The sequence below is a fragment of the Paraburkholderia sp. BL10I2N1 genome (genome assembly GCF_004361815.1).
Lineage (GTDB): Bacteria > Pseudomonadota > Gammaproteobacteria > Burkholderiales > Burkholderiaceae > Paraburkholderia.
This window is the reverse complement of the sequence record NZ_SNWA01000001.1, coordinates 329,486-346,916: the sequence shown is the minus strand read 5'-3', so window position 1 is coordinate 346,916 and position 17,431 is coordinate 329,486. Positions and strand designations below refer to the sequence as shown.

The following is a 17,431-nucleotide window of genomic DNA, read 5'->3' as shown; positions in this document are numbered from 1 at the left end:
CTCCTTTTCCAAAACCGCATGCCGAGGGATTTAACTTCCGTCGCTGGCCTGCGGGCACTCGGTTCAAAGAAAAAAATTTTCCGGCAACTGCTTCGAAAGCGCCTCCCGCAGATGGGTGGCGAGCGTCAGCACGGCGCCAAGCGGGCTCATCCGCACGCTGACTCGCGGCACCGATCCGTCGGAGTTGCGGTCAACGACGACGACCGCGCTCAGGTTCTCGCCGCTCGTCAGAACGGCCTCGTATTCAAGAAAGAGCCGCGAGCCGACAGTCTGAAGAAACGTGGGCGACTGTGAGGCGTAGAAGGTTCCGACCGCGTTGACGGCGAGCCGGATTTCGTCGCGCCCGATCACGGGACCGCGCAACACTGAGCTGACCAACTCTGCGTCATCCGTCAGATCGTCCAGAAACGGGTGACGCTCATCTTGTGTGTGTGACATTTTCAAACCTCGATTCGCTTAAAGGACGTGTTCATGCGAATGCGGCCCGATTCTTGGCGACGAACTGCTGGACCGAAAGCGCCGGCTTTCCGGTGATCTTCTCGATGGCATAGTTGGTGCCCGAAAAGATACCGTCGCGGTAGTGCTGCGCGACCTCGACCAGATGCTGCGTGAGGAACGGCGGAAACTTGTAAAGGGTTTCCATCTTGATCCGGAACTCCTCGATAGAAGTCGGCGCGTATTCGATCCGGGCGCCGAGAACGTCGCTCATCGCGGCGGCGATCTCGGTATGGTTCATCTCGACGGGGCCATGGAGCGCGTAGGTCTTGCCCTCGTGACCTTCGGGGTTGGCCAGGACATGCGCGATGACCCGCCCCTGATCATCGGTGGCGATGGGGGCGTGACGGCCGTTGCCAAAGGGAAATTCAATCTTCTTCCTGGCCCAGATCTCCTTCGCAAAATGCGGATAGACGAGCCAATCGGCAAAGAAGGTGGGCCGCAGATGTGTAGTCGGAACGCCGGACCAATCAAAGACCCGTTCGGAAACCCAGTGATCCTGTGCCGCGTGGCTCGTCGACTCCCGGCGCGCGGAAATCTGCGACATGTTGACGATCGCCGTGACGCCCGCTTCCTTGGCGGCCTGAGCGAAATAGGCCGCGGCCCCGATGATCCCCGGCGCGATCGGATGAAGAAAATAGGCCGATCGGATTCCTTCCATGGCTGCGCGGATGTCATCGATGTCGGTGAAGTCCCCGACCGCAATGTCGACTCCGCGCTGCCTCAGGGCGGACGCCCGATCGTCATCTGTGCGCACATATGCCCGCACCCGTCTGCCCATCTTGAGCAGTTCGTCGATAGCGATACCTCCCGTCCGTCCGGTTGCACCGCTCACAAGAATTTCGGCCTCGTTCATAGCTTCGCTCCATTCGAAAGTGAGAGCATATGCTCTCTTGTGGGAAATATAGGAGCATATGCTCTCATTGTCAAGACATTCTGGTCCGCGCTGGGCTTGATGCATCTCGCGCCTCCAGGAACGCACGCTCTATCGGGCTGGCGGCATTGCCCGCGACGGATCGACGGGCTGTCCGGGTACCGTGCAACACGAAGTGCCTGGAGGCGTTGAGATCACCTCTGCTTACCAGGATGGCCAGACGTTGCGCATTCGCGTGACTTGAAAAAAGATGGGATCATTCGATTCGACGAAGTGATTCCCTGCGGTGTCGCGAGGGCGCTGGAAATCAAGGAGGACGGAGAGATTCCAGATTCGCACCATACTCGAACCGCAAATTGTCGTTAGCGCAGGTCAGTGTTAGCGATCCAAAGGCCGATGATGCGACTGGTCAGCTCGATAGGGGAAGGGCCGCTGTGATGCGTAGAGCCGACATTTGAGTGCCCATCCGAGCGCGCGAGCGACCGGCTGAAGATGGCCGAGAGTACGCATCCACATAAACGGTCAGAATGCTGCCGCTAAACATTCCCACGCCCGCTGTGTAGAACGTTCAGTGAACTGGTGCTATCGGCCACAAGTTGCCCTTCGACACGGACCGCAGAATCGTCAACAATGTGCATCGACACCGCAGACATCAGCAGCGCTCCGCTGCCCCGGCGGCTCGATCGCGCACGTGCAATTCGCGGCGGCTTGCCGGCGCAAGCGCGGCTTCAACGGTCCGAGCAGGCGTCCATCCGATGCTTCCACTTTGAAAGTTGGTTCGACGTCGCCATGTCATCAAAAGCGCCGCGCGCGCCGCCCAACTTTGCCATCCGCAGTGCTATATTTGTCCCGTCATTCTTCTGCGAGCCTGACTCTCATGCCTTGCGACGCGTGCGAAAGAATGCTGCAGAGCGCCACCCCTGCGCCCCATCCACAGTTGCTGAAATCACACTGTGTGACGAGACTGCGTCCACTGGGTCGTCGCCCGATCGAGGTATGCAAGTATCGCTGTCGTCAGTGCGATGTGCAGTGGATGCTCGAAACCGACATGTCGAATGCGGACGAGCACGAATGGATTTGCCTGTACAACTCGTCGAGCATTCTTGAGCCAGGCAGCGTTGCCGCTCTCACCTCCCGGACGGAAACGGAGTCTCCAGCCGTGACGCGCGTCAATAGCGCTCATGCGGTGGGCCCGGAATGGTCATATCGCATGTTGATTCAGCTAGGATCGCTTCCCTTCGTATGACGAACTAGCGCCGGCCGCCGCCGCGAGCACCTCCGGCACCACCAGCTCCGCCGCCACGGGCTGCGCCACCCGCACGGTTGAAGTTCGACTCCATCTTCGAAGCGATCTATGAGGCCAGGATCGGCCATGATGCGTCATTCAATACATCACTTGCATTGACGTTCAGGTGTCCGGTTGAGACTACAAAACGGCCCTTCAAAGAGCGAAGTAAACGTTTCGGACCGTCCAATGCGGACTCCTACGTCAGGTGGTAAACGTAGGCCATGCAGGAATGCCTTCACTGCCATGAACTCTTCTACCCCGAGGATGAGGATATTCAAGTTCCGCTCGGGCAAAAGGATAGACCGGTCGACGTGACCGCCTATTCCAGTGCGGCCACTGCGTTCGACGATGAACGCAGTGGGCAGGGAGGTTTCGCGGCACCGGCCGAGCGGATTGAAACGCTCTGACCTGACGTAGAACCTCTCAAACAAGCAAGGTCTCCTTGCTTGTTTATCTTTTGGTTAGCTCACGTGTGCGAGGGCGCGTGTCGTGCGAATCCTTGGGCGGCCGGTCGCGCAGCAGCAGGGGCATCAAACGCCGGTTGGCTGTCTGCGCCGCCCACTCGCAATACGCGGCGCTGCCGAGCACCCAGCCCTTGAGCGTCGACTGCATCAGGTTATTGACCTCGCGTTCGTCAAGAGGCTGTGCGCCCAAATCGCGGTAAGCCTGGTGGCGCTCGAACGGCGTATTGCCGAGCGCCCGGTAGAGTGGATGGTCCTTGATGAAGCTATCGACATGCAGCCCGATATGGTGCGTATAGCTCGACCACTGGTAGTTTCCCGGGTCGGCGACAAGGCGGTTGCGCACCGGCGCATGATCGATGGCCTGGCTCGTGAGCAGGAAATACCGGTCGGGCTCAATCACTGTTGCGCAGTACCCGCCACGCCACACCGTACCGCGGCGTCCGTGGCGGCGGTTGAAGGTCTCGATATAGCGGCGGCCGACCGCTTGCATCGCCATGGCCACGCTCGACTCGTATGAAGGCGTGACGAGGAACTGTACCGCGTCAGGCATGAGTACCCACGCGTGGACTGCCAGATCGGCGACGCGCGCTGCGTCGGCCAGGCAGGCGAGGAAGTACAGGTAGTCTCCTTCGTCCAGGAATGCGGGCCCCGTGAGCCCCTGCAAGATAACGTGCTGCGGTTGTTCTGGGACGTAGTGCCGTGCAAGCCGTGTCATGCTGAATTAACCGGAAATCCGATGTGGGAAAGCGATCCGACAGATATCAAACGCGTGGCGGTGCGTCACGTGGGTATAGGACGAAATTCTATCGGTCATATGCGCGGGTTTGCATCGCGAACAGGCCGCTTTTCCGGGCTCTTTTCGTTGATTTGTCGATCGCAACCAGCATCTCTTTTATGCCACCACTGAATAGCAGCGCCGCGCTATACACCTCCAGACGCGCTGCCTGCGCGTCATCCCGCACCAATACATCAGGCAGCAAGACGGTACAGCGGTCGAAGCGCCCCTAGTCTCCATTCGCATCCCATCTGAACCGGTTAAATCCCAGCGACGCGAATTACGATGAAGCGTGGAGGACCGGCCGTCGTATAGCGGATCAAAGACACGTCGTGGGACGGTCGTCGAGGCTAATGTCCGTAAGACCGAGTGTTAGGGATACCGCCAGTTCGCGTCGTGGCTGATTACTGATGAGACAAATGGGCCGCAAGGCATCTCTGTTAGGTCCCGTTTCCGTCGGGGCCGGTGATTGACTGTTTCCAGGATTAGATCTCGTAGATACTCTTGACAGCTTGTCAGTCGCATACGTGCGACCTGCGGTCGACGGTTGGCAAAGCTGCATTTCAAGGGGGCGTCCCGATAGTAGTCGCCCTCTCAGAATCTTCCTTTTTCCGTTCCCCTTCCACCCTTGCCTGTGCGGCCTCGAAGGACGAACTCATCGCGGCATTCCTGGACTGGCGCCATGATTTCTGGATACGCTGGTTCGTCGAAACGGTGGAAGCGCGCTTTGCCGAGCGGGCCGGGTTGTCCGCGATTGCTGACGCACTGGGCGAGTGGTTTGCCCAGGAGGACTATCGCGGCTGCTCCTTCATCAATGTGGTTGTGGAGGCCGGGTCCACGGGCGATCCGGGTCACCTGCAGCAGGCGGTTTCGCACAAACAGGCAGTGGAACAGTTCATCGCCGGGCTGGCCAGCCGGCTTGGCCTGCAGTCGCCGGCCCCCGTGGCAGCAGAGGCGATGCTGTGTGTGGAAGGGATGATCGTGCGCTATCAGATGACGCACGATGCCACAGTGGTGGAGTCCGGCAGGCGTGTGCTGGCGCGAATCGAAGAAGCCGCAACGGCAGGCAGGCGCAAAGTCAAGGTCGCCGAGCGCCAGTCTGGGCGGCGGCCATTTCCGATCTTTCCACTATCTTTGACGACACGAGTAGCGACCGTACCAGATCGCCTGGCCGCAGTGAAACTCACGAGGCTGTCCTGGCAAGACCCGCTGATTGTCGTGCCCCATCGCATGATCCGGCTGCCGTCATATCCGCAAGTCATTTTATCGAGTCCTCTAAACTGATGGGGCATCGCGACCGTCGCGTTGACCGACGTCTGCAGTTTGGGTGGAGCAGACGGTTAAATGGCTGTCCTTTCCGGCACGCGAATGGCCGGAACTGGCCGGTTGCCGACGCTGGCAAAGGACTGGCCGCGTCCATTTTTCGGTCGCACTAACTTTGGCGCGTTCGTAGCCTAGTCTCACCAAGTTAGACAGGGTCGCCGGGCCTTTATGGCGCGCTAACTTGAAAGTGGTTGATTTTCAGCGAGATGCAGGTGCGCCTTTTATGGCGCCCTACGGTCGCCTTTACTTCAACCCGATTCATTCTGTCCAGGAGCTTTGTGCGCTTGCGAAGAATGCGGACCACGCGCCTGGCCTGCAAGCGGCGAACCGGCTCCAAGGTGAACCGAAAAACGTAGCCTTCAAGAAGACGGTAGGTCAAATCATTGAGCGCCCCAGAAGAACATCCAGAGCCCAGATTGCCACCAGAACAGCGACTACGTCGCCTCGCGCGGCGTCGGCGCGGGGGAGAGGCTCACTAAAATATCTTCGAACTCCATTGATGAGCCCGACACTTTGGTCGTTCTACACAGTTGTACTCGGCCACCCTTATGTGTCTGCTGGCCCTTGACGCTCACGGGAATTGACCCACGTCTGCTCACGGAAAATGACCCATTCGGCTGCCGCACGATTGGCTGTACGACCAAAATATTGCGATCAACCTCTTGCCAAAGAGGTCAACATCACCTAAAAGTTAACCTTGCTTGATCGCCAAAGAACTCATTGCCGGGTCGCGGCGATATGCTGATGTTTGCCGGTGCTACGACGACAGTTAATGACGAGGCAGCAGCAATTATTTTGCGCGCTGACTCACGTGGCTGTCTTGCCAGCGTGCGCGAAGTCTGCTGGTCGTCGGCGTGGGGTTGCGGATAGATCAAGCCCGTTGGCGCGCGCCAACGCCGATGCGCAGGTTCTGAATTGCACAAGCAATTCTCAATAAAATCAAGCAATTAGATGGCTGTGCCGGCGGCCGCGCTAAAACCAGCGCCGCGCACACGGACGACGTCGCGGAAGCGTTCATATCGGCTGAAATAGTTAGGATGCCTATGTTAATGATGGTTAATACCAGCCTTACACGGTAAGCCTGTGACGGACATTACGCGAACAAGGATCGCCTCGTTGTTGCGCGTTGCTGTCCGCATGGCTGTGGGCGCCCAATGCCGCGCTCACAGCCATGCTCCAGCGTATTGCCCCTGCGCCGCGCCAAGGGCCCGCTTCGCTGGGCTTCCGCCCCCCTTGACCCGGCTCCAGGGCGTCACATCATGGCCCCGCTTTGCGAGGTCAGCCCAGACGCCGTCGCCGTTCGCCGCGATCCCCCATCCGTTCGTCGGCTCATCCCCCACTAGTCACTGCACAGTTCGTGGCCCTACAGGCAAGCAAGCCACCGGAACCCGTCCAACCCACCAACCTGTCCGCAAACCTTCTCGCTCCCGACGCTCGAGCTCCTTCACGAAGTACTGCGCACCGGATGGGTACGCTCAGGTGAGCACAAGTGGGTCCATTTCTATGAGCGTCGAGGGCTGGCCGTATAAAGGCACTTCAATCACCCCATCCGAAGCTACCCGATGTGCCGAACCCCTTGTATCAACGGGGCCCTGGCTATCCTGCAAAATACTAGTAGTTCGTTCCATCAATACAGTTACTAAATAAGCGATAATAGCCTCGTTTCGTTCGCAACTCTTGACGGAGGTGACGATGGCGAGGAAGTCCAAACGTGCGGCGCTGGTGCTTACACCGGAGCAGACGACGACGCTCAAGGAACTTGCTGGATCGAGGACAGCGCCCGCGCGCGAAGTCGAACGGGCGAAGGTGCTGTTGGGCTACGCCGCGGGCACTTCGATCACGGAGCTGCAACGCCAGCTCGGGTTCAGTCGTCCGATGATCTATCGCAGCGTTGACAAGGCGCTGGCAGCAGGTGTGCAAGCGGGTTTGAAAGACAGGTACCACCGGCCGCATGAACCCGAGATCAGCGATGAAGCCAAAGCCTGGGTGGTGAGCATCGCGTGCACCAAGCCCAAGGATCAGGGCCTGGCGGCCGAGTTGTGGAGCATCTCCGCACTGGCGCGGTTTGTATCTGAAGGAGCCGAGGCCGCTGGATTCGCTCGCCTGGCCAACGCTGGCAAGAGCACCGTGTGGCGCATCCTCAACGAGAACGAGATCAAGCCCCACAAGATTCGCTACTACCTGGAAAAACGGGACCCGGAGTTTGACCGCAAGATGCAGGAAGTCCTGATGGTCTACCGGGATGTCTCGATCTACCGGGAGGGCGCCGTTCATGATGCGCGACCCAACCCCATCTATACCGTCAGCGTCGACGAGAAGCCGGGTATTCAGGCGATCGGATTGACCGCGCCGGATCTGCCCCCGGTACCGGGCAAGGCATCAACCGTCGGGCGCGACTACGAGTATGTGCGTCGGGGCACGGTATCGATTCTCGCCGGAATCGACTTGCACTCGGGTCACATCTTCGCCAACGTCGAGGACCGCCACCGCAGTGTGGAGTTCATCGCGCTGCTCAAGCGCCTGGACGAGTACTATCCGAGCGAGGCCATCATCCGCGTGGTGCTGGACAACCATTCGGCCCACATCTCCAGGCAGACCATGGCCTATCTCGCCTCGCGCCCCGGGCGCTTCGAGTACGTTCACACACCCAAGCATGGCTCCTGGCTTAATCTGGTCGAATGCACCTTCTCCAAAATGGCCCGCACTTTCCTTCGCCACATCCGGGTCAAATCGATCGATGAACTGAAGGAGCGCATTCTGAGGGGCATCGAGGAATTCAATGCCTCACCGGTTGTCTTCCGCTGGAAAAAGGTCGACCTCGGCGTGGCTTAATATGTAACGACTTTGATGCAACGATCTACTAGTTGTATCGGACAGCAAAATAGTAGTGATATTGAGTGACATAAAAGTAGTGTCATTGAGCGACGCAGTTTTAGTGATATACTATGGCGCAAAAGTAGTGAACTTACCTGGGCCAACAAAATGGCGGCACCCAACGAAAAGCTGGCGGACTCTCTGAAGGTATTCAAGGCGTTGCAGGACCAAGGCTTTCGGGCGTTCCAACCTTCGGCCATGCGCTCGCTCACTCGCACTCATCGGGAACGACTGGTTAAGGCCGGGTTCCTGAAGCAGGTCATCCAGGGATGGTATCTCGCGAACAATCCAGAGGATGCTGACGGCGATTCGACTCACTGGTACGCCAACATGGAGGTCTTTGTCGCGGCGTACGCCAAGTCGCGCTTCGATGACGACTGGCAACTCAGCGCCGAACTGTCGGTTCTGAAGCACAGCGGTCACACCAGCATTGCGAAACAGCTGCAGTTGCAGTCACCGAAGGCCAACAACCAGATGCAGGAACTACCGCACGGTTGCTCCCTGTTTCTCTACCGCATCTCGGAATCCCAACTCGTCGCCTCGCGAGCCCCGGACGCCAGAGGGCTACTGCTTATGCCGTTGCCTGACGCGCTGATTCGCGTCAGCCCGACGTTCTTCACTCAGCATGAGATGGCCGCCCAGATTGCGATGCGACAAGTCGACATCTCGCTGCTCATCGCACGCCTGCTCGAGGGAGGGCACAGCCTGGTTGCGGGCCGGCTGGCCGGCGCGCTCAGGGCCGTAGGACGCACGGCCGATGCAAACCAGTTGCTCACCACCATGAAGGCCGCGATGTACACGACAACGGCGAACAATCCGTTCGAGCGGCCTCTTGCGCAAATCAACGGACGACACAACGAATCCCCCTACGTCCTACGCATCATGGCGATGTGGTCAACCATGCGCGAGATTGTCCTCACGCGGTTTGAGAACGTTCCGAGGCGGGAATTACCTGATGCAGACAGCCTGGTCTCGGACATTGCCGCCCGGTACGTCGCGGACGCCTACCATTCGCTGTCCATAGAAGGCTACCGGGTCAGCGCGGAGCTCATCGAAAAGGTCCGCAATGGCCAGTGGAGCCCTCTCACGCACCCGGAGGACCGGCAGACCCGGGGCGCCATGGCAGCAAAGGGTTACGCGGAAACGCACAGCCACGTCAAGGCGCTCATCGGCCGCGTGGTGAAAGAAGGGCTGGAACCGGCTGAAGCCTTCAGCGCCGATTTCTTTCAATGGTACGTGACGCTTTTTTCGCCGAGTGTGCAGGCCGGTATTCTCAAGGCAGGAGACCTGGCCGGCTTTCGCAACAGTCAGGTTTTCATCCGTAACGCCCTCCACGTGCCCCCCTCTCCGGAGGCCGTACGAGCGTGCATGCCAGCTTTGATGGACCTGCTTGAAAGCGAAGACCACCCCGGCGTCAGAGCCGTGCTGGGCCACTTCATTTTCGTTTTCATTCACCCGTACATGGATGGTAACGGACGGTTGTCACGATTCGTCATGAACTTCATGCTGACCACGGGCGGCTACCCGTGGACAATCGTGACCGTCCAGTCGCGCAAGGCTTATCTGGACGCGCTCGAACAAGCCAGCACCTATGGCAATATCGAACCGTTCGCCAACCTGCTTTGCAGTCTGATATCAAAACAGGCAGCGACACCCGTCGAGCGTATTACCCAGCGCCCAGAAGCGGGCAATTGGACAGCGCCTACGGTCTGACGGCCTCACTGCCCGACGGGCAATCGGGCGGAGCCTTTAACGTTCTCCCCGCTCCCAGGGACGGGGCTTTCCGCGCATCCCGATAGCGAAAAATTTTCTTAAACGTTTGCGGGCATTTGTACAAGAAAGCGCGGAGATTTGGTCTTCGCCTCGAATCAGCCTTGCTGGGCCTGGCTACCCATCAACACGCTCAGTGAAGGGCTGGCCCGGTCGGCCAGCCGTTCGATTCGTTTCGTTTCAGGTGTGGGTGACCCGCCGGGGCGGACGCGTCCCGGCGCCCCTCTGTTTGCGCTGACGCGCCGTCAACCCGCAGGCCGGTCAGGCGAACCCCTTTGGATTCTGCTCCTGCCAGCGCCAGTGATCCGCGCACATCCGCTCGATGCCGTACTGTGCGCGCCAGCCGATGATCTTTTCAGCCGCGCGAGGGTCCGCGAAACATGAAGCCACGTCGCCCGGACGACGAGCGACGATTTCATACGGCACCGGTCTGCTGGACGCTTTCTCGAACGCGCGCACCACGTCGAGCACGCTATACCCCTGGCCCGTACCCAGATTCACGACGAAGCTCGCATCGCGCTTTACCAGCGCATCGAGTGCGGCCAGGTGCCCGCGCGCCAGGTCGACCACATGAATGTAGTCACGCACGCCGGTGCCGTCAGGCGTGGGGTAGTCGCCGCCGAATACGCGCAGCTTCTCGAGCTTGCCGACAGCCACCTGCGCGACATACGGCATCAGGTTGTTCGGAATGCCGGCCGGATCTTCACCGATCAATCCGCTCTCATGTGCGCCGACCGGATTGAAATAGCGCAGCGTTGCGATGCGCCAGCCCGGATCCGAAACCTCGAGATCGCGCAGCACCTGTTCGGCGATCAGCTTCGACTGTCCATAAGGATTCGTCGCGGAAAGCGGAAACGATTCGTCGATCGGCGAGCTTTTCGGCACGCCATACACGGTCGCCGACGAACTGAACACAAACTGCTTCACATTGCGTTGACGCATCACGTCGAGCAGCACGAGCAGGCTGTCGACGTTGTTACGGTAGTACTCGATGGGTTTCGCGACGGATTCGCCAACCGCCTTCAACGCTGCGAAGTGAATCGCACCGGTGACAGGATGCGTGTCGAAAATGCGCTTCAGCGTGCCTTCATCGCGCACATCAGCTTCGTAGAACGCGACGGTCTTGCCGGTGATCCGTTCGACCCGCGCGAGCGACTCGCGATTGCTGTTGACGAGATTGTCGATCACGACCACGTCGTAGCCGCCGTTCAACAATTCGACGCACGTATGGGAGCCGATGAAACCTGCTCCACCTGTGACCAGAATCGTGCCCTTCGCTTCTGTTGCTGACATGCTGTGCTCCGTTAAAGTGAAACGCCCGTCAAGGTCTGCAAAAGTTCTTTGTATCGTTCGACCACCATGCGTTCGTCGAACTCCGACGTGACTTTCTCGCGGCCACGTTCTCCCATTGCCCGGCGTTCATCGCCGTTCATGTCCAGCATCTGTGCGAGCTTCGCGGCGAGACTCTTCGCGCTTTTCACCTCGCACAGCAAGCCATTTACGCCATCCGCGACCACTTCGCGGCATCCCGGCACATCGGTGGTGACGATCGGGCGACCCATCGCCGATGCTTCCATCAGCGTGCGAGGCACGCCTTCACGATACGACGGCAAAACCACGCAGTCAGCATCGGCAATAAAAGGCCGCACATCATGCGCCTCACCCAGATACTCGATGATGCCTTCGCGCTCCCATGCCTCGACTTCGGCGCGCGTGATCGCGCTGGGATTATCCACGCCGACCGGCCCAAGCAGACGGAAGCGCGCCTGCGGATAACGCGATCGCAGCCGTCTCGCGGCCTCGACATACTCGCCGACGCCCTTGTCCCACAGGAGCCGCCCGATGAGTACGAAATCGAAATGTGTCTTCTCATCGAGCGGCGTGAATGCGAACTGCTCGAGATCAACTCCCTCGCCGTGCAGCAGTCGCGCGCGCTCGGGATGAACAAGCAGGTTCTGGTCGACGAAAGCGGCCTTGTCGTCGCGATTCAGGAACCAGACCTCTCGCGGGAACCGGAAAGCGAAACGGTACAGCTTTTTGGCAACCTGCGCCGCGCGGCTCTGCTGAATGAACACATAGCCGAGACCGGTCGTCACGGCGACCGAATCGACGCCCGCCAGTCTTGCCGCGATGGTGCCATAGATATTGGGTTTGATCGTGTAGTGAATCACGACATGCGGCCGGATCGAACGGTAGTGCCGGTACAGTGCCCACAGCGTGCGCAGATCCTCGCGCGGACTCGTGCCCTTCGAGGCCACCGGCAGGTCGATGCAGCGGCAACCCATCTGCGCGAGCAGATCGAAGGTGCGGTCGCGCGGCGCGATCACCGTGACCTCGACCCCCTTGCCGACGAGCATGCGGATCAGCCCCTGCCGGTAGGTATAAATCGCCCACGCCGTATTGCAGACGAGGCTGATGCGAAGGGCGCTGGCGGATTCGCTGACGGGCTTCATGCAAACTTCATCGGAAAGGAGAGTGTGTGGCGACACGATTCAGCGGCCCGTGCGAGGCGCGAACAGAACGCGCTTGATACGTTGCAACGTGCGATACGGCATCACGAAATGCACTAGGTTTTTCGCGAGGCCGAGCCAGTCATAGACATTCTTCGCGTTGAAGTAGTGCAGTTGCAGCCTGAGCGTCGAGGTGACCTGTTGCCGGCGTTTCGTCGCGCTGATGCCGCCTTCGTTCAGCTCGTAATAGAGGCCGAGTTCCGGCAGGTTCGCACAGTCATGGCGCTCCATCAGGCGCAGGAACAGATCGAGATCTTCGGCAGAGCGATACGCCGCGCGATAGTTGCCCACAGCCCGCACGGCGTCGATACGCAGCATCATCGACGGATGCACGAAACACGCACGGAAAAAGCGGATGCGGCGGATCGCGTCGGGTTCGACAGGCGGGCGCAGCACGAAGAGCGGCAGGCCATCGCGCGTGACGACCTGGGTCCACATGCCGAGGCCCGCGACCTGCGGGTGCGCTTCGAGATACGCGCGCTGCTTCGCAAGCCGGTGCGGCACCGTGAGATCGCCCGCGTCGATGCGCGCGGCGTAGCGATAGCCGCGCTCGTGAAGCGCATCGATGCCGGCTTGCAGCGCGCGTTCGATGCCGCCGTTTTGCGGCATGCGCAGCACCTCGATCGACATGTTCGGCAGGCGAGGCGCGACGATCGGCGGCGTGCTGCCGTCATCGACGATCAGTACGTGAACCGGCGCAGCTTCGCTGAACGACGCGAGCGTGCGATCGACGTCAGCCTGGCCGTTGTAGGCGGGCATCAGCACGGCGACGTCGTCGAGCGCGCCGTCGCGTGACGTGTTCGTGAGCCGCGCTGCTGAGGATCCCGGAAGGGACCCGGATGAGGACGCGGACGAAGGCAGGAATGAGTTCATCAGTGTCTCGGAGAAACCTCGGCCTTCAGGCCGGGGAGGTAAGGAGACGGTTTTGACGTTGCTCCCGTGCTCCAATTAACGCACATATCCATGGTATTGTGTGAAGAATGGACATCAAGCGTGCATACCGATTCCGGTTCTATCCGACGCCCGGGCAGGAAGTGATTCTTGCCCGGACGTTTGGATGCGCACGCTTCGCCTATAACCACATGCTCCGGCAACGCACCGATGCGTGGTATGGGCGGCAGGAACGCATGGGTTATCACGAGACCTCCGCGGCGTTGACGGCGCTCAAAAAGACCGAAGAGCACGCCTGGCTGAACGAAGTGAGTTCGGTGCCGGTGCAGCAGGCGCTTCGGCACCTGCAAACCGCGTTCGCCAACTTTTCGCCAGGCGTGCGAAGTACCCCACTTTCAGGCGCAAGGATGGCCCGCAGTCGGCCGAATACACCACGAGCGCTTTCAGGTGGGACGGCGCCGCGCTCAGGCTGGCGAAGATGGATGCGCCGCTCGCGATCCGCTGGTCACGCGCGATCCCCAGGGGCGCAAAGGTAACGACGGTCACCGTTTCGAAGGACACGGGGGGCCGATACCACGTCTCAATGCTTTGCGACGAAGTGGTGAGCGCGCGCCCGGTCGCCGCAGGAAAGATCGGCGTCGACCTGGGGCTTACCCATTTCGCCATTCTGTCGACTGGCGAGAAGATTGCCGCGCCGAACGTGTTCCGCAAGAACGAGGCGAAGCTCGCAAAGTTGTCGCGGCGCCTTGCGAAGAAGCAAAAGGGCTCGACCAATCGCAGGAAGGCGAGGCTCAAAGTTGCACGCATGCATGCCAGGACGGCAGACGCCCGCAGGGACTTCCTGCACAAACTTTCGACCCGGTTGATCAACGAAAACCAGGTGATCGCCATCGAAAGCCTGTCGGTCAGGAACATGCAGAAGAACCGTTGCCTGTCGAAGTCGATCAGCGATGCGGGCTGGTCCGAGTTCACACGGCAACTGGAGTACAAGGCGCGGTGGCATGGGCGCACGCTGATCGGTATCGACCGCTGGTATCCCTCCAGCAAGCGATGCAGTGATTGCGGGTACACCGTCGCCAAAATGTCGTTGAAGATCCGTGCATGGAACTGCCCGGAATGCGGGTCGATCCACGATCGCGACGTCAACGCTGCGCGTAATGTTCTGGCCGCCGGACTGGCGGTGTCAGCCCATGGAGAGGCTGTAAGTCCCGTGTCTCTTTGAGGCATAGGCTGGGCTCCGCGAAGTGGGAATCCCCTTTTCTTTAGGAAGGGGAGCAGTCAAGGGCGCAGCTTGAAGCGGATGTAATAGAGATTGACTGCGGTGGCGGCCAGATAGCCGCCGGCGAGTCCGACGAGCGCGCCATACGCGCCAAGATGCGGAATCGTCAGCAGATTGATCACGAAGGCCACGGCAAGCGCCAGCAGCCACTTCGACAGCAGGACAAATTTCGCCTGGTATTTAAGCACGACCAGATTACCGATTGCCTCGATGCCGGCCGGTACGGAGAGCCACACGGCCCAGCGGAAAATCCCGATCGCGTCATCGAAGGCCGGGCCGAACACGCGGCTGATGATAAAACCGGCCAGCAGATCGAGAACGAGTGCCCCGCCGGTCATCAGCAGCGCGGTCATCCCCATCAACCGCCACATATTGCGGCGCAGGTGCGCCGCGTCCTGCACGCGATAGACGAAAGCCGGTGCGAGTGTCTGCGCGAGCATGAGGGCAAGGGTGATCCAGTTCTCGTTCAGCTGTTGCGCGGCCGAATAGCGCCCGAGATCGGCAAACGAGATCGCGCGCTCGAGCATCAGCCGGTCGAGCTTCAGGAACAGGTACATGCAGATCAGGCCGAGCCAGAATACGGTGCCGGCGGTCGCGAAATGGCGGAAAAGGCTGCGCTCGACGTGCCAGCCGAGCTTGCCGTTATGCTGCCGCATAAAGTACGCGAGCAATATCGCGCTGATGGCCGCCGATTCGAGTGCCCACAGCCAGCCGAAGTGCGATGGCGCCGAGGCCGCGCGCACGAGCAGATAGACGAGCGCGGCCTTCACGATAGCCGTCGTCATGCTCGTCCGCAATTGCGGCTTGCTGTACGTCATGCTTTGCAGCCACGCGTTAATTACGCCGACAAACGGCTCGCGAAACAGCATCGTCACGGCAAGACCCGCGAGCATTGCGCCGACGAGCGGATCGGTCAGGTCCATCGCGATCCCGGCCGCAATGCCGCACCAGGTAAGCAGCAACGCCGCGACGGAGACGGAGATCCGCAGCGCAAACGCGCTGCCCAGCACGGTGCCCAGTTGCGCAGGAGGGCGTTTGACGATGGTCGGTACGAGAATTTCCGCGCCGCAGACCCAGGTAACCGGCGAGAGAACGAGCAGCAGCGTATTGGCGTATTGCCATTTGCCGAAGGTGTCCGGGCCAAAATAGCGGGCCAGCAAGCCACTGATCACGATCGCGACGGCGATCTGCGTGAGCCGTTCCAGTCCCAGCCAGACGATATTGGCGACCGCTTTGGTCACATCCGGATTGGCAAAGCGCTTGAGCGTCAGCATCCAGGTCGCGGCAACTTTATGAGAGGAAGGCGTCTAAGCATTAGAATAGGCGCCAGATAGGCGTGTCCGAAAAACCGCAATTATAAGTTGGAACCGGAAGGCTTCCGGCAAGGGTGCGATGCGAGGACCAGTCGAGACTCCGTAGAGAGGCTCCGTAGAGGCTCCGTTATTTCCGGGTCAATTTTTTCCATTGCACGCAAGTGAGCGAATTCATGATCTCCAAATCGATTTTCAAGGCGTATGACATCCGCGGCGTGATCGGCAAGACGCTGGACGCCGACACCGCCCGTTCGATCGGCCGTGCGTTCGGCAGCGAAGTGCGTGCGCAGGGCGGCGATGCGGTCGTCGTGGCCCGTGACGGCCGTCTGTCAGGCCCTGAGCTTATCGCCGCGCTCTCCGACGGTCTGCGCGCAGCAGGCGTGGACGTCGTCAACGTCGGCATGGTGCCGACGCCGGTCGGCTACTTTGCCGCGAGCGTGCCGCTCAAGCTCGCAGGCGGCGAGCGCCGCGTGGATTCGTGCATCGTCGTCACCGGCAGCCACAATCCGCCCGACTACAACGGCTTCAAGATGGTCCTGCGCGGCGCGGCCATTTATGGCGACCAGATTCTGGCGCTGCATCAGCGCATCGTCGACGAAAACTTCAGCGAGGGCAGTGGAGGCTACACCGACTACGATATCGCGGACGCGTATCTCGACCGCATCGCCAGCGATATCAAGCTGGCCCGGCCGCTGAAGATCGTCGTCGATACCGGCAACGGCGTGGCGGGCGGGCTCGCTCCGCGTCTTTTCAGGAAGCTCGGCTGCGAACTCGTGGAACTGTTCACGGAGATCGACGGCAACTTCCCGAATCACCACCCGGACCCGGCCCACCCGGAAAACCTGCAGGATGTGATCCGCGCCCTGAAGGAAACCGATGCCGAAATCGGTTTCGCCTTCGATGGCGACGGCGATCGTCTCGGCGTCGTCACCAAAGACGGCCAGATCATCTATCCGGACCGTCAGCTGATGCTGTTTGCCGAAGAAGTGCTGTCCCGCAACAAGGGCGCGCAGATCATCTATGACGTGAAGTGCACGCGCAATCTCGCGAAATGGGTGCGTGAAAAAGGCGGCGAGCCGCTGATGTGGAAGACCGGCCACTCGCTCGTGAAGGCGAAGCTGCGTGAAACCGGCGCGCCGCTCGCGGGCGAAATGAGCGGCCACGTGTTCTTCAAGGACCGCTGGTACGGCTTCGACGATGGCTTGTACACGGGGGCGCGTCTCCTCGAGATCCTCGCGCGCGTGGCCGACCCGAGCAAGCTGCTGAACAGCCTGCCGAATTCGCATTCCACGCCGGAGCTGCAACTGAAGCTGGAAGAGGGCGAGAACTTCGAACTCATCGCCCGCATGCAGAAGAACGCGAAGTTCACTGGCGCCGACGATGTCGTGACGATCGACGGCCTGCGCGTCGAGTATCCGGACGGGTTTGGTCTCGCGCGCTCGTCGAACACGACGCCGGTGGTCGTGATGCGCTTCGAGGCCGATAACGACGCCGCGCTTGCGCGCATTCAGGAAGACTTCCGGCGCGTGATCCTCGCCGAGAAGGCCGACGCAAAACTGCCGTTCTAGGCGGCAG

Annotated in this window: 12 protein-coding genes and 2 pseudogenes; 7 read left to right on the top strand and 7 right to left on the bottom strand. The window is 60.3% G+C overall.

Annotated elements, in window-relative coordinates; genetic code table 11:
* Positions 1-63: 63 nt before the first annotated feature.
* Positions 64-438, bottom strand: a complete 375-nt coding sequence (locus B0G77_RS01600) for a hypothetical protein (RefSeq protein ID WP_133660555.1) — start codon at positions 436-438, stop codon at positions 64-66.
* 31 nt (positions 439-469) lie between these two features.
* A complete protein-coding gene (locus tag B0G77_RS01595) occupies positions 470-1,351 on the bottom strand; it encodes an NmrA family NAD(P)-binding protein (protein WP_133660554.1) in 882 nt (293 codons plus the stop codon).
* A 1,527-nt stretch (positions 1,352-2,878) separates the two neighbouring features.
* On the opposite strand from B0G77_RS01595, the gene B0G77_RS01590 reads away from it, so the two are divergent.
* Positions 2,879-3,064 carry a hypothetical protein gene (locus B0G77_RS01590; RefSeq protein WP_133660553.1) on the top strand — a complete coding sequence of 62 codons (186 nt, stop codon included), beginning with the start codon at positions 2,879-2,881 and terminating at the stop codon, positions 3,062-3,064.
* Positions 3,065-3,118: 54 nt separating this feature from the next.
* Here B0G77_RS01590 and B0G77_RS01585 read toward each other — a convergent pair.
* Positions 3,119-3,836, bottom strand: a pseudogene (locus tag B0G77_RS01585) (transposase).
* Between the two features lie 564 nt (positions 3,837-4,400).
* Between B0G77_RS01585 and B0G77_RS44030 the strand changes: the two are divergent.
* The 3 genes from B0G77_RS44030 (at position 4,401) to B0G77_RS01570 (ending at position 9,806) form a co-directional block, all read left to right on the top strand.
* Positions 4,401-5,180 carry a hypothetical protein gene (locus B0G77_RS44030; protein ID WP_243750891.1) on the top strand — a complete coding sequence of 260 codons (780 nt, stop codon included), beginning with the start codon at positions 4,401-4,403 and terminating at the stop codon, positions 5,178-5,180.
* Positions 5,181-6,911: 1,731 nt separating this feature from the next.
* Positions 6,912-8,051: an IS630 family transposase gene (locus B0G77_RS01575; protein ID WP_133660551.1), complete on the top strand. Its 1,140-nt coding sequence runs from the start codon at positions 6,912-6,914 to the stop codon at positions 8,049-8,051.
* 150 nt (positions 8,052-8,201) lie between these two features.
* Entirely contained in the window at positions 8,202-9,806 is a 1,605-nt protein-coding gene (locus B0G77_RS01570) for a Fic family protein (RefSeq protein ID WP_133660550.1), read from the top strand.
* 318 nt (positions 9,807-10,124) lie between these two features.
* Here B0G77_RS01570 and galE read toward each other — a convergent pair whose 3' ends face one another.
* From galE to B0G77_RS01555, 3 genes are read right to left on the bottom strand one after another with little or no spacing between them, the layout of a single operon-like run.
* Positions 10,125-11,156, bottom strand: coding sequence for a UDP-glucose 4-epimerase GalE (gene galE, locus B0G77_RS01565; RefSeq protein ID WP_133660549.1), 1,032 nt, complete (start codon positions 11,154-11,156; stop codon positions 10,125-10,127).
* Between the two features lie 11 nt (positions 11,157-11,167).
* Complete coding sequence (locus tag B0G77_RS01560; RefSeq protein ID WP_133660548.1) at positions 11,168-12,316, bottom strand: glycosyltransferase family 4 protein; 1,149 nt, start codon at positions 12,314-12,316, stop codon at positions 11,168-11,170.
* 39 nt (positions 12,317-12,355) lie between these two features.
* Positions 12,356-13,132 carry a glycosyltransferase gene (locus B0G77_RS01555; protein WP_243751090.1) on the bottom strand — a complete coding sequence of 259 codons (777 nt, stop codon included), beginning with the start codon at positions 13,130-13,132 and terminating at the stop codon, positions 12,356-12,358.
* A 221-nt stretch (positions 13,133-13,353) separates the two neighbouring features.
* Here B0G77_RS01555 and B0G77_RS44025 point away from each other — a divergent pair.
* Positions 13,354-13,431: pseudogene (locus B0G77_RS44025) on the top strand (helix-turn-helix domain-containing protein); the annotation flags it as partial.
* A 47-nt stretch (positions 13,432-13,478) separates the two neighbouring features.
* Complete coding sequence (locus tag B0G77_RS01550) at positions 13,479-14,486, top strand: transposase (RefSeq protein WP_243750890.1); 1,008 nt, start codon at positions 13,479-13,481, stop codon at positions 14,484-14,486.
* A 56-nt stretch (positions 14,487-14,542) separates the two neighbouring features.
* Here the strand turns inward: B0G77_RS01550 and B0G77_RS01545 are convergent, their stop codons facing one another.
* The gene (locus B0G77_RS01545; RefSeq protein WP_133660546.1) at positions 14,543-15,817 is read right to left on the bottom strand and encodes an oligosaccharide flippase family protein; all 1,275 of its coding nucleotides are present in this window, start codon (positions 15,815-15,817) and stop codon (positions 14,543-14,545) included.
* 212 nt (positions 15,818-16,029) lie between these two features.
* Here B0G77_RS01545 and B0G77_RS01540 point away from each other — a divergent pair, with 212 nt between their 5' ends.
* Positions 16,030-17,424, top strand: a complete 1,395-nt coding sequence (locus B0G77_RS01540) for a phosphomannomutase/phosphoglucomutase (protein ID WP_133660545.1) — start codon at positions 16,030-16,032, stop codon at positions 17,422-17,424.
* Positions 17,425-17,431: the final 7 nt, after the last annotated feature.

Coding starts and splice junctions, on each gene's coding strand:
- B0G77_RS01600 (WP_133660555.1), bottom strand. CDS start 438: ATGTCACACACACAAGATGAGCGTCACCCGTTTCTGGACGATCTGACG.
- B0G77_RS01595 (WP_133660554.1), bottom strand. CDS start 1,351: ATGAACGAGGCCGAAATTCTTGTGAGCGGTGCAACCGGACGGACGGGA.
- B0G77_RS01590 (WP_133660553.1), top strand. CDS start 2,879: ATGCAGGAATGCCTTCACTGCCATGAACTCTTCTACCCCGAGGATGAG.
- B0G77_RS01575 (WP_133660551.1), top strand. CDS start 6,912: ATGGCGAGGAAGTCCAAACGTGCGGCGCTGGTGCTTACACCGGAGCAG.
- B0G77_RS01570 (WP_133660550.1), top strand. CDS start 8,202: ATGGCGGCACCCAACGAAAAGCTGGCGGACTCTCTGAAGGTATTCAAG.
- galE (WP_133660549.1), bottom strand. CDS start 11,156: ATGTCAGCAACAGAAGCGAAGGGCACGATTCTGGTCACAGGTGGAGCA.
- B0G77_RS01560 (WP_133660548.1), bottom strand. CDS start 12,316: ATGAAGCCCGTCAGCGAATCCGCCAGCGCCCTTCGCATCAGCCTCGTC.
- B0G77_RS01555 (WP_243751090.1), bottom strand. CDS start 13,132: ATGCCCGCCTACAACGGCCAGGCTGACGTCGATCGCACGCTCGCGTCG.
- B0G77_RS01545 (WP_133660546.1), bottom strand. CDS start 15,817: ATGCTGACGCTCAAGCGCTTTGCCAATCCGGATGTGACCAAAGCGGTC.
- B0G77_RS01540 (WP_133660545.1), top strand. CDS start 16,030: ATGATCTCCAAATCGATTTTCAAGGCGTATGACATCCGCGGCGTGATC.